The 12,028-nt window shown below is 72.5% G+C and carries 10 protein-coding genes; 4 read left to right on the plus strand and 6 right to left on the minus strand.

The genetic code is table 11. The features are described from left to right. The first annotated feature begins 15 nt into the window (after positions 1-15). From OHT74_RS10885 to OHT74_RS10900, 4 genes are all read left to right on the plus strand, one after another. Positions 16-4,605: an ATP-dependent helicase gene (locus OHT74_RS10885; RefSeq protein ID WP_328620158.1), complete on the plus strand. Its 4,590-nt coding sequence runs from the start codon at positions 16-18 to the stop codon at positions 4,603-4,605. A gap of 184 nt (positions 4,606-4,789) precedes the next feature. Next, a complete protein-coding gene (locus tag OHT74_RS10890; RefSeq protein ID WP_266663123.1) occupies positions 4,790-5,479 on the plus strand; it encodes a hypothetical protein in 690 nt (229 codons plus the stop codon). Between the two features lie 149 nt (positions 5,480-5,628). Next, a complete protein-coding gene (locus OHT74_RS10895) occupies positions 5,629-6,426 on the plus strand; it encodes an Fpg/Nei family DNA glycosylase (RefSeq protein ID WP_328620159.1) in 798 nt (265 codons plus the stop codon). A 36-nt stretch (positions 6,427-6,462) separates the two neighbouring features. Beyond that, positions 6,463-7,233 (plus strand): SDR family NAD(P)-dependent oxidoreductase, encoded by a 771-nt coding sequence (locus tag OHT74_RS10900; RefSeq protein WP_266663127.1) that lies wholly within the window; start codon positions 6,463-6,465, stop codon positions 7,231-7,233. Here the strand turns inward: OHT74_RS10900 and OHT74_RS10905 are convergent. The 6 genes from OHT74_RS10905 to OHT74_RS10930 all read right to left on the minus strand — a co-directional run bounded on the left by OHT74_RS10905 (position 7,181) and on the right by OHT74_RS10930 (position 11,895). Further along, the gene (locus OHT74_RS10905) at positions 7,181-7,432 is read right to left on the minus strand and encodes a hypothetical protein (protein WP_328623299.1); all 252 of its coding nucleotides are present in this window, start codon (positions 7,430-7,432) and stop codon (positions 7,181-7,183) included. The two genes, OHT74_RS10900 and OHT74_RS10905, sit on opposite strands and share 53 nt — an antisense overlap. A gap of 224 nt (positions 7,433-7,656) precedes the next feature. Further along, the gene (locus tag OHT74_RS10910; RefSeq protein ID WP_030301503.1) at positions 7,657-8,037 is read right to left on the minus strand and encodes a helix-turn-helix domain-containing protein; all 381 of its coding nucleotides are present in this window, start codon (positions 8,035-8,037) and stop codon (positions 7,657-7,659) included. Positions 8,038-8,146: 109 nt separating this feature from the next. Next, positions 8,147-8,647, minus strand: a complete 501-nt coding sequence (locus tag OHT74_RS10915) for a CinA family protein (RefSeq protein WP_266672642.1) — start codon at positions 8,645-8,647, stop codon at positions 8,147-8,149. An 86-nt stretch (positions 8,648-8,733) separates the two neighbouring features. Then, entirely contained in the window at positions 8,734-9,390 is a 657-nt protein-coding gene (gene pgsA, locus OHT74_RS10920; RefSeq protein ID WP_266663129.1) for a CDP-diacylglycerol--glycerol-3-phosphate 3-phosphatidyltransferase, read from the minus strand. Then, on the minus strand, positions 9,387-10,883 hold the full coding sequence (gene rimO, locus OHT74_RS10925; protein WP_266663131.1) for a 30S ribosomal protein S12 methylthiotransferase RimO: 1,497 nt from the start codon (positions 10,881-10,883) through the stop codon (positions 9,387-9,389). The genes pgsA and rimO overlap by 4 nt, the downstream gene beginning before the upstream one ends. Positions 10,884-10,998: 115 nt before the next feature. Then, a complete protein-coding gene (locus tag OHT74_RS10930; protein WP_266663133.1) occupies positions 10,999-11,895 on the minus strand; it encodes a helix-turn-helix domain-containing protein in 897 nt (298 codons plus the stop codon). Positions 11,896-12,028: the final 133 nt, after the last annotated feature.

Genomic DNA, 12,028 nt, shown 5'->3' on the forward strand with positions numbered 1-12,028 from the left:
GTGCAGGATGGGGGCATGGCCGGCTCTGCGCTCGACTCGTTCTCCCCCGCGACCCGCTCCTGGTTCATGGGGGCCTTCGTCCAGCCCACCTCCGCGCAGGAGGGAGCCTGGCGGGCCATCCGGGAGGGCTCCGACGTGCTCGTCGTCGCGCCGACCGGCTCCGGGAAGACCCTGGCCGCCTTCCTCGCCGCCCTCGACCAGCTCGCGTCCACCCCGCCGCCGGCCGAGCCGAAGAAGCGCTGCCGGGTGCTGTACGTGTCCCCGCTGAAGGCCCTCGCGGTCGACGTGGAGCGGAACCTGCGCAGCCCCCTGACCGGGATCCGCCAGGAGTCGGTCCGCCTGGGCCTGCCCGAGCCGGAGATCCGGGTCGGGATCCGCTCGGGGGACACCCCGCCGGCCGAGCGGCGGTCGCTGGCCACCCGGCCGCCGGACATCCTGATCACCACGCCCGAGTCGCTGTTCCTGATGCTGACTTCGGCGACGCGGGACGCACTGGCCGGGATCGAGACGGTGATCCTGGACGAGGTGCACGCGGTCGCGGGGACCAAGCGCGGCGCGCACCTGGCCCTGTCCCTGGAGCGGCTGGACGAGCTGCTGCCGCGCCCGGCGCGCCGGATCGGGCTGTCGGCGACGGTCCGGCCGGTGGACGAGGTGGCCCGGTACCTCGCGCCGCGCGGCAAGGTCGAGATCGTCCAGCCGCCCTCGGCGAAGGAGTTCGACCTGTCGGTGGTCGTCCCGGTGCAGGACATGGGCGAGTTGGGTGGCTCCCCCGCGACCGAGGGCAAGGACGGCGGGGACAAGCCCTCGATCTGGCCGCATGTGGAGGAGCGGATCGCGGACCTGGTCCAGGCGCACCGCTCCACGATCGTGTTCGCCAACTCCCGCCGCCTCGCCGAGCGCCTGTGCAACCGGCTCAACGAGATCGCGTACGAGCGCGCCATGGGCGAGAAGCTGCCCGAGGGTGCGCCGCCAGCCGAGATCATGGCCCAGTCGGGGGCCGCCCACGGCGCCCCGGCGCTGCTGGCGCGGGCGCACCACGGCTCGGTCTCCAAGGAGCAGCGGGCGCTGGTGGAGGAGGATCTGAAGGCGGGCCGGCTGCCCGCCGTGGTCGCCACCTCCAGTCTGGAGCTGGGCATCGACATGGGCGCCGTGGACCTGGTGGTGCAGGTGGAGTCCCCGCCCTCGGTGGCCTCCGGCCTCCAGCGCGTGGGCCGGGCCGGGCACCAGGTGGGCGCGGTGTCCACGGGGGTCGTGTTCCCCAAGTACCGCGGGGACCTGGTCCAGGCGGCCGTGGTCACCGAGCGGATGCGCACCGGGTCCATCGAGTCGCTCCGCATCCCCTCGAACCCGCTGGACGTCCTCGCGCAGCAGCTGGTCGCGATGACCGCGATGGACACGTGGCAGCTGGACGAGCTGCTGGCGCTGGTGCGGCGGGCGGCGCCGTTCGCGGCGCTGCCGGAGTCGGCGTTCACCGCGGTCCTGGACATGCTGGCGGGCCGGTATCCGTCCGACGCGTTCGCGGAGCTCAGACCGCGGGTCGTCTGGGACCGGGTGGCGGGGACCATCACCGGCCGGCCCGGCGCGCAGCGGCTGGCGGTCACCTCCGGCGGCACGATCCCCGACCGCGGGCTGTTCGGCGTGTTCCTCGCGGGCGCGGACCCGAAGAAGGGCGGCGGCCGGGTCGGCGAGCTCGACGAGGAGATGGTGTACGAGTCCCGCGTGGGCGATGTGTTCACCCTGGGCACCACCTCCTGGCGGATCGAGGACATCACCCGCGACCGGGTCCTGGTCTCCCCCGCCCCCGGGGTCCCCGGCCGGCTGCCGTTCTGGAAGGGCGACCAGCTGGGCCGGCCGCTGGAACTGGGCCGCGCGGTGGGCGCGTTCCTGCGCGAGCTCGGCGCGCTGCCCGAGGAGGACGCCCGGCTGCGGCTGCTGGCGGCCGGCCTCGACGCGTGGGCCGCGGAGAACGTCCTCGCGTACCTCGCGGAGCAGCGCGAGGCCTGCGGCCACGTCCCGGACGACCGGACGATCGTGGTCGAGCGGTTCCGCGACGAGCTCGGCGACTGGCGGGTCGTGGTCCACTCCCCGTTCGGCGCCCAGGTGCACGCCCCCTGGGCGCTGGCCCTCGGCGCCCGCCTCGCCGAGAAGTACGGCATGGACGCGCAGGTCATGCATGCCGACGACGGGATCGTGCTCCGGCTGCCCGACGCGGACCTGCTCTCCATGGACCTGCTCGACCACGACCCTGCTGCCTCCCACTCATTCGAGTTCGACGACGAACAGGCCCCGCTGGGCGCCGCGGACGTCGCCTTCGACCACGGCGAGATCAACCAGATCGTCACCGACCAGGTGGGCGGCTCCGCCCTGTTCGCCTCCCGGTTCCGCGAGTGCGCGGCGCGCGCCCTGCTGCTGCCGCGCCGCAGCCCCGGCAAGCGCACCCCGCTGTGGCAGCAGCGCCAGCGCGCCTCCCAGCTGCTCCAGGTGGCTTCGGAGTTCGGATCGTTCCCGATCGTGCTGGAAGCCGTACGGGAATGCCTCCAGGACGTCTTCGACGTACCGGGCCTGACGGAGCTGATGGGGGACATCGAGGCGCGCCGGGTCCGCCTGGTCGAGGTCACCACCCCCGAACCGTCCCCCTTCGCACGCTCGTTGCTCTTCGGGTACGTCGCCCAGTTCCTGTACGAGGGGGACTCGCCGCTCGCCGAGCGCAGGGCGGCCGCGCTCTCGCTGGACTCCCGCCTGCTGGCGGAGCTGCTCGGCCAGGCCGAGCTGCGCGAACTGCTCGACGCGGAGGTACTGGAAGAGCTGGAGCGGGAGCTCCAGTGGCTGACCGAGGACCGGCGGGCCAAGGACGCCGAGTCCGTGGCCGACCTGCTGCGCCTGCTCGGCCCGCTGACCACGGCCGAACTGGCCGAGCGCGGCGCCGACCCGGCCTGGCCGAAGGCGCTGGCCCAGGCCCGCCGGGCCATCGCGGTCCGGATCGGCGGCGCAGACCACTGGGCGGCGATCGAGGACGCGGGCCGGCTGCGCGACGCGCTCGGCACGGCGCTCCCGGTCGGGGTCCCGGAGGCGTTCACCGAGCCGGTCAAGGACCCGCTCGGCGACGTCCTGGCCCGGTACGCCCGCACCCACGGGCCGTTCACCACGACCGCCGTGGCCGCCCGGTTCGGCCTGGGCACGGCGGTGACCGAGGGCGCCCTGCACCGGCTCGCGGCGGCGGGCCGGGTGGTGCAGGGCGAGTTCCACCCGGCCGGCATCGGCCAGGAGTGGTGCGACGCGACCGTGCTGCGCAGGCTGCGACGCCGCTCCCTGGCGGCGCTGCGCCAGGAGCTGGAGCCGGTGCCGCCGGCCTCCCTGGCCACGTTCCTGCCGCAGTGGCAGCACCTGGGCGGTGCCCTGCGCGGCATCGACGGCCTGGCCCGGGCCGTGGAACAGCTCCAGGGCGCCCCGGTCCCCGCCTCGGCGCTGGAGCGGCTGATCCTGCCCTCGCGGGTCTCGGGGTACTCCCCGACCCTGCTGGACGAGCTCACCACCACCGGGGAGGTGGTCTGGGCGGGCGCCGGGGCCCTCCCGGGCAAGGACGGCTGGGTCTCGCTCTACCTGGCGGACTCGGCCCCGCTGCTGCTGCCGCCGCCGCACCCGCTGGAGCTGACGCCCCTTCACCAGTCGATCCTCGACACCCTGTCCGGCGGGTACGGGCTGTTCTTCCGCCAGCTCGCGGAATCGGTGCGCGCCAAGTGGTCCGAGGCCACGGACCTCGAACTGTCCGAGGCCGTCTGGGACCTGGCCTGGTCGGGCCGACTGACGAACGACACCCTGTCCCCGCTGCGCTCCCTGCTCGGCTCGGGCCGTACGGCGGGCGCCACCGCCCACCGGGCCCGGCGCACGGTCCCCCGCGGCCGGTACGGGACGCTCGGCGCGCAGGTGTCCCGCACGGGCCCGCCCACGGTCTCCGGCCGCTGGTCGCTACTGCCCTCCCAGGCCGCCGACCCCACCCACCGGGCCCACGCACTGGCCAGGACCCTGCTGGACCGGCATGGCGTGGTCACGCGGGGCGCGGTGGCCGCCGAAGGCGTCGAGGGCGGCTTCAGCGCGGTGTACCGCGTCCTGTCGGCCTTCGAGGACAGCGGCCAGGCCCGCCGGGGCTATGTGGTGGAAGGCCTGGGCGCGGCCCAGTTCGCGATGGACGGCGCAGTGGACCGGTTGCGGTCGGCCGAGCGGAACCCGCCCCCGCTGGCGGCGGTGGTCCTGGCGGCCGCCGATCCGGCGAACGCCTACGGGGCGGCCCTGCCCTGGCCGGAGCCCCCGGCCGGGGCCACCCACAAGCCGGGCCGCAAGGCGGGCTCGCTGGTGGTCCTGGTCGACGGCGAGCTCACCCTGTACCTCGAGCGGGGCGGCAAGACGCTGCTGGTCTGGCCTCCGGCGGACGATCCCCGCCTGGCGGCGGCCACCGCGGCGCTGGCGGCCGGGTCCCGGATCGGCACCCTCCCGGCGCTCACGGTGGAACGCATCAACGCCACCCCGGCGTTGACCTCTCCCCTGGGCCAGGTCCTCGAGACCGCCGGATTCCACGCCACCCCGCGGGGCCTGCGCCTGCGCTCGTGAATCCGGCAGCTGAATCCGACATTCCGGTCTCGACCATCGCGCTTACGTTCCACTTATGTCTTGAGCACGTCACGAAGCCCCTCTCGACTGGCAGCCCCGCCCTTTTCTGGACTATCAAGATCACCGCAGGCATCAAGCATGACGATGCCACGTCAAAAGATCACACTCATGGGGGAGCAGAAAAGTGAGCACCAACACCATGCGGCGAGCAGCAACGGGCGTCATCGGTCTGGCGGTTGCCGGAACCCTGACCCTCACCGGCTGTAAGAACGGCAACGAAGAGGTCGCACCCGCGCAGTCGAGCGCGCCGGCCGCCCAGCCGAGCCAGGGCGGTCAGGAGTCCGCGCAGCCCAGCACCCCGGCCAGCCCCTCCACCGGCGGCGGCCAGGCCCCTGCCGGCGCGGCGGGCCAGGCGAAGCCCGGCCAGACCTTCAAGATCGGCGAGACGGCGCAGGTGCCGTTCAGCTACGGCAACACCAAGGGCGGCACCATCGCCCTCACCGTCACCGCCGTCGAGCAGGGTCAGCCGGCCGACCTGGACGCGCTCAAGCTGGGCGACAAGGTCAAGGGGATGATTCCCTACTACGTCCGCTACTCGGTCAAGAACATCGGCACCGTGGACCTCTCGTACGCCTCCGTGGGCCACATGAAGGGCCTACTCCCGGACGGCTCCGAGGCCCAGGGCGTCTCCGTCATCGGCAAGTTCGAGAAGTGCAAGGACGAGACGCTGCCGAAGGGCTTCACCAACGGCCAGACGCAGACCAGCTGCGCGATCGCCCTGGCGCCCTCGGCCCAGACGAAGGTGGTCGGCGCCGAGTACTGGGGCGACCCGTACAACAACCTGAACGACGGCAAGGGCCTCTTCTGGAAGTAGCGGCACGGGAACCGGTAGCGGTCACCTCCGCACCTTCCCCTTCCCGACGACCGGGCCCCCGCCCGCGCCACAGCGCGGCGGGGGCTCCGGCCGTCCCGGCCCACCGCGCACCGCGCATCCCCAGGCCCCCGCGGGGCGACAATGGCGCCATGCCCGAAGGAGACAGCGTCTGGCGCGTGGCGGCCCGGTTGCACACGGCCCTGGCAGGCCACCAGCTGACCCGCTGCGACCTGCGCGTCCCCCGCTTCGCCACCGCCGACCTCACCGGCCGCACCACCCTGGACGTCACCCCGCGCGGCAAACACCTCCTCGCCCGCTTCGAAGGCGGCCTCACCCTCCACACCCACCTGGGCATGGACGGCGCCTGGCGCGTCTTCGCCGCGCAGGAGAAATGGCACGGCGGCCCCGCCCACGAGATCCGCGCCGTCCTCGGCACCGCCGGGCACACGGCCGTCGGCTACCGGCTCCCCGTCGTCGAGCTGCTCCGCACCGCCGAAGAGGACCGGGCCGTCGGCCACCTCGGCCCCGATCTCCTCGGCCCGGACTGGGACGCCGACCAGGCCGCCGCCCGCCTCCTCGCCACCCCCGGGCGCCCCCTGGGCGAGGCCCTGCTCGATCAGCGCAACCTGGCCGGCATCGGCAACATCTACAAGAGCGAGCTCTGCTTCCTGGCCCAGGTCACCCCCTGGACCCCGGTCGGCGACCTCCCCGACCCCGCGACCACCGCCGTCCGCCTCGCCGGCGCCGCCCACCGCCTGCTGCGCGCCAACATCGGCGACCGCCGGATCCGCAACACCACCGGCAGCCGCCGCCCCGGCCAGGAGCTCTTCGTCTACGGCCGCACGCACCGCCCCTGCCTGCGCTGCGGCACCCCCGTCCGCGAGGCCCCGCAGAACGACCGCCCGACCTACTGGTGCCCCCGCTGCCAACCCGGCCCGACAGCCTAGTTGACGCTCCGTCAGATCCGGTCGTACGGTCCCGGCATGCCCACACCCAGAGCCCCGTACGACCTCTCCGGCCGGACCGCCCTGATCACCGGCGCCGCGAGCGGCATAGGCCGCGCCACCGCCGTCCTCCTCGCCGAGGCGGGCGCCGCCGTGCACTGCGCGGACCGCGACGGGCCCGGCCTCGCCGAGACGGCGGACCTCGTCGCCAAGGCCGGCGGATCCGCCACCGTCCACCCCCTCGACGTCACCGACCGCGCAGCCCTGCGCGCCGCCGTCGCAGCCGCCGGACCGCTCGACATCACCGCCGCCATCGCCGGGATCATGCACACCAGCAGCGTCCTGGAGACGGCCGACGAGGACCTCGACCGGGTCCTGGACATCAACTTCAAGGGGATTCTGCGCACCTGCCAGGAGGCCGCCCGCGCCATGATCGCGGCCGGCCGCCCCGGCTCGATCGTCACCATGGCCTCCGGCGCCGTGGACGCCGCCCAGCCCGGCCTGCTCTGCTACAGCGCCGCCAAAGCCGCCGTCGTCCAGCTCACCAAGACCCTCGCCACCGAGGCCGGCCCCCATGGCATCCGCGTCAACGCCGTAGCCCCGGGCTGGATCCGTACCCCGATGACCGGCCGGCACAGCCCCGAGGTCCAGGAGCAGACCGAGGCCGCGATGGTCCGGATGTCCCCCCTGCGCCGCGTCGGCGAGCCCGAGGACATCGCCCAGGCCGTGCTCTACCTCGCCTCGGACGCCTCGTCCTTCATGACGGGCCAGATCCTCCGCCCGAACGGGGGAGTGTCGATGCCCTGGTAACCGCCCGGTCGGCCGCCGCCCCATCGGGCTCCGCCCCGTCGACCGCCGCCCGCCGGGCCCTGCATGCGGGCCTCGGCGTGCAGTGCACCGGCAGCAGGCCCAGCCCCCAGCCGCCCACGGCCACGGCGCCCTCCACCGGCCCCGACTCGCCCGGGGCCAGCGCCAGCCGCAGCACCGCCCACCACCACAACACGCCCATCGCCAGCGCGAGGGGTATGAGTAACCGCCGCACGGCTACCTCCCAGCGGCCGGGGACCCGGACGGGACCATCGTCCCGCAACCTCTCCGCCCCCGCACCCAGAACGGCTTCGCCATGGGCCCCGTACGAGCGAGCGCAGCGAACGGCACGGAGCCCCGGCCGGTGCATCACACACCGACCGGGGCTCCGGCCACGCTCATTTCTTCACAGCTCGCGCATCGAGCTCACGCGGCTACGACATTCACCGCTTCCGCAGGCGCCTTGATGGTCACCCGCTCCGGGCCACCCGCGACCGAAGTCACGGAGACCGAATTGAGCATCGGGCGGACCGGCACCGTCACCGGTTCGCTTGCCGCGGCCGACTGCGCCAGCTCAGCCAGCGACAGCTCGTCGCTGACCTCGCGCATCAGCTCGGACATCCGTACGTCCAACGCGTCGCAGATCGCGGAGAGCAGCTCGGAGGATGCCTCCTTCTGCCCCCGCTCCACCTCGGAAAGATAGCCGAGAGAAACTCGGGCGGACGAGGAGACTTCGCGCAGAGTACGGCCCTGGCGCTGGCGCTGCCGACGCAGCACGTCACCCAGCAGGCGACGGAGCAGAATCATCGGTGGCTCCCTCCTCTGACCGTGTAGCCGCATCCTTCACGCCCCACCGTACCGCCTCGCGCCGCGGCCGTGCGGGGAGCTATGTCGTGTTCACTCAGGGCTGCAAACATCAAATCCCCCCGTTCTGTTCCGTATCCTGCCCCCGCACATTCTCGCGGAGTTCGCTCGAGAGCAGTTCGAGCACTGTCCGTGCACTCTCCCTACGGATTTCCGTACGGGAGCCGTTCAACCTCAGCGGGACGGTTTTCCTGCCCACCGGACCCGCCACTGCGATGAAAACGGTGCCCACCGGCTGCCCGTCCTGCGGGTCCGGACCGGCCACCCCGGTGGTCGCGATCCCCCACGAAGCCCCCAGCACGCGCCGTACCCCGGCCGCCATCTCGGTCGCCACCTGCGCGTTCACCGCGCCTTCGGCGGCCAGCAGCTCGGCGTCCACCCCGAGGAGCCGGTGCTTCAGCTCCGTCGCGTACGCCGTGACCGAACCGCGGAAGGACCGGGAGGCCCCGGCGACGGCCGTGAGTTCCGCGGCCACCATCCCGCCCGTCAGCGACTCGGCGACGGCGAGGGTCTGGTCACTCTCCGCAAGGAGGCGCAGCACCTCCGCAGCGATCGCGGCGGTGTCCCCGGTCCCGGCCGCCGCCCCCGCGACGTCCGGAGCCGCCCCACCGGCCACCGGAGATTCCCCCACCGGTTGTGTCACCTTGCGGCCTGCTCCGCAGCCAGACCCGTGCGCCGCAGCACCACGGCCTGGCGGATGTAATCCAAACCGGTGACCAAGGTCAGCACGACGGCGACCGCCATGACCCAGAAGCGCATGGTCGCCAGCGCCCCGGTCAGTGCGAGCACGTACATACCCACCGCCGTTCCCTGGGCCAGGGTCTTGAGCTTTCCGCCCCGGCTGGCGGGAATCACTCCGTACCTGATGACCCAGAAACGCATGAGCGTGATCCCGAGTTCCCGCCCGAGGATCAGCCCGGTCACCCACCAGGGCAGGTCACCCAGCCAGGAGAGACAGATCAAAGCCGACCCCATGATCGCCTTGTCGGCGATGGGGTCGGCGATCTTCCCGAAGTCCGTGACCAGGTTGTACGTACGGGCAAGGTGCCCGTCGAAAATGTCCGTGATCATGGCGACGGCGAACGCGGCCCAGGCCCACGCGCGCCACACCGGGTCGTACCCGCCGTCGGCGAGGAGGAGCAACACGAATCCCGGCACCAGGACAAGCCGGATCATCGTCAGGATGTTGGCGATGTTCCACAGGCTGGCCTGATCGACCGCCGCAGCCCCCAGCTTCGCGCCGGGCGCGGGCCGGCGGCCGGTCCCGCCCGCCGCAGATGCCGGGACTCCGGTCATCCGGCCGCCTCCTCGAGATGCAGGGGCTCGGCCACCAGGTCCACGCCCAGCGTGCCGACCACCTTGGCCGTCACGATACGGCCGGGCACCAGGCCCGTGCTGTCCGTGAAGACGACCTGGCCGTCGGTCTCGGGCGCCTGGTGCGCGGCACGCCCGTAGGCGCCGTCACCCTCGTCGTCGACCGCCTCGACGGACTCGACGAGTACCTCCAGGGTCTCTCCGATCCGCTCCTCCGCGCGCTGCGAGGTGAGCTCCTCGGCGAGCCGCTGCATGTGGGCGAGGCGCTCGGCGATCGTGTCCTCGTCCAGCTTGCCGTCGTACGTGACGGCCTCGGTGCCGTCCTCGTCGGAGTAGCCGAAGACGCCGATCGCGTCGAGCCGCGCGTGGGTGAGGAACCGCTCCAGCTCGGCGAAGTCCGACTCCTTCTCGCCGGGGAAGCCGACGATGAAGTTGGACCGTACGCCGGCCTGCGGGGCCTTGCTGCGGATGGTGTCCAGCAGCTCCAGGAACCGGTCGGTGTCACCGAAGCGGCGCATTGCGCGCAGCACGTCGGGCGCCGAGTGCTGGAAGGACAGGTCGAAGTACGGCACGACCTTGGGGGTCGAGGTCAGTACGTCGATCAGGCCGGGCCGCATCTCGGCGGGCTGCAGGTAGCTGACGCGGACGCGCTCGATGCCGTCCACCTCGGCCAGCTCGGGCAGCAAGGTCTCCAGCAGGCGGATGTCGCCGAGGTCCTTGCCATACGAGGTGTTGTTCTCGGAGACCAGCATGACCTCCTTGACGCCCTGCTCGGCGAGCCAGCGCGTCTCGCCCAGCACGTCGCTCGGGCGGCGGGAGATGAAGGAGCCGCGGAAGGACGGGATGGCGCAGAAGGAGCAGCGGCGGTCGCATCCGGAGGCGAGCTTGACCGACGCGACCGGGCTCTTGTCCAGGCGGCGGCGCAGCGGCGCGCGCGGCCCGGAGGCGGGCGCGACCCCGTCCGGCAGGTCGGCGGGGGCTTCGGCCGGCTGCTCGACGGGCGCCGACTGCGCGTGGCCGGGCAGCGCCACCTCGGTGTCCTGGCGGGCCGCAGGGCTGATCGGGAGCAGCTTGCGCCGGTCACGCGGGGTGTGGGAGGCGTGGATGCCGCCGTTGAGGATGGTCTGCAGGCGGTCGGAGATGTCGGCGTAGTCGTCGAAGCCGAGCACGCCGTCGGCCTCGGGAAGCGCCTCGGCGAGCTCCTTGCCGTAGCGCTCGGCCATGCAGCCGACGGCGACGACGGCCTGGGTCTTGCCGTGATCCTTGAGATCGTTGGCTTCCAGCAGGGCGTCTACGGAGTCCTTTTTGGCGGCTTCGACGAAGCCGCAGGTGTTGACGACGGCTACGTCCGCATCGGCGGCGTCCTCGACGAGCTCCCAGCCATCCGCCGCCAAGCGGCCTGCGAGCTCCTCCGAGTCCACCTCGTTACGGGCGCAGCCAAGAGTGACAAGGGCGACGGTACGGCGTTCGGGCATGGACTCAAGACTACTTTGTCCAAACGCCGACCCCCGCCCCAAGTCCCGGTAAACCAAGATCCCCGGAGTGCGGCGCAGCACCCCGGGGACCCGGAATCATGGATTCAGCGCCATATCAGCCCGCCTGTGCGGCTCCCTGGCGGGGGTCGTCCTTGGTGTATGTGAGGCGTTCCACCTGACCCGGCTGGAAATCGTCCTTGATCTCCTTGCCGTTCACGAAGAGCTTCACGACCCCGGCGTCGCCGAGGACGAGGTCGATGGATTCCTTGTCCGTGAAGGTCTTGGACTCGCCCGGGGCCAGCGTCCCGTCGAACAGCAGCCGGCCGCTGTGGTCCTTCGCAGAGATCCAGCTCTCGCCCTCGTTGGCCGTCAGGACGACCGTGACGAGGTCCTTGGGCGCGGCGGCGATGGCACTGTCCGAGGGCTCCGGCTGGGGCGTCTTCGGGGCCTGCGGGGGCTGGGCGGCCGGCTTGCCGGCCGACTGCTTGGGTGCGGCCTGCGGAGAGGCGGAACCTTCCGCCACCGGCCGCTTGTCCTTCGCGTCGCCGCCGCCGAAGGCGGTGAAGCCCACGAAGCCGATCACGGCGACGATGGCGGCGACCATGGCCGCGGTCCAGTTGGGCCGCTGCCGCTCGGGACGGATCCGCTCGGCGTCGAACATCGGCGCGGCGGGCGTGGGTGCCGGCCGGCCGCCGTGGGCGGCGTCGTACGCCTCGACCAGGGGTTCCGGATCGAGGTGGACGGCGCGGGCGAGCGTACGGATGTGACCGCGGGCGTAGACGTCGCCGCCGCACCGCGTGAAATCGTCAGCTTCGATCGCGTGCACGATCGGGATGCGCACGCGGGTGGTGGAACTGACCTCGTCGACAGTGAGCCCGGCGACGATCCGGGCCTTCTTCAGGGCCGTCCCGATGGACGGTCCTTCGACTGTGGGTTCGATGATGCGGTCCTCGGACCGGTCGTCGGTCGAAGGCCGCTCATCTTCGGGGGAGTTGGAGTTGCCGATGGACACGAGGGCGCCTTTCGAGCGTGTAGCCACCTGCTGGATGTCCAGTCTAGGGGGGTGACGAAAGGGTGGAGCAACCGGAGGGTGGACTTCCTACGCCATCCGAATGGCAATCCGAACAGAGCAGGAAGTCCGGGTG

This window comes from Streptomyces sp. NBC_00354, from assembly GCF_036106915.1.
Lineage (GTDB): Bacteria > Actinomycetota > Actinomycetes > Streptomycetales > Streptomycetaceae > Streptomyces.

Coding starts and splice junctions, on each gene's coding strand:
- OHT74_RS10885 (WP_328620158.1), top strand. CDS start 16: ATGGCCGGCTCTGCGCTCGACTCGTTCTCCCCCGCGACCCGCTCCTGG.
- OHT74_RS10895 (WP_328620159.1), top strand. CDS start 5,629: ATGCCCGAAGGAGACAGCGTCTGGCGCGTGGCGGCCCGGTTGCACACG.
- OHT74_RS10900 (WP_266663127.1), top strand. CDS start 6,463: ATGCCCACACCCAGAGCCCCGTACGACCTCTCCGGCCGGACCGCCCTG.
- OHT74_RS10905 (WP_328623299.1), bottom strand. CDS start 7,432: ATGGGCGTGTTGTGGTGGTGGGCGGTGCTGCGGCTGGCGCTGGCCCCG.
- OHT74_RS10910 (WP_030301503.1), bottom strand. CDS start 8,037: ATGATTCTGCTCCGTCGCCTGCTGGGTGACGTGCTGCGTCGGCAGCGC.
- pgsA (WP_266663129.1), bottom strand. CDS start 9,390: ATGACCGGAGTCCCGGCATCTGCGGCGGGCGGGACCGGCCGCCGGCCC.
- rimO (WP_266663131.1), bottom strand. CDS start 10,883: ATGCCCGAACGCCGTACCGTCGCCCTTGTCACTCTTGGCTGCGCCCGT.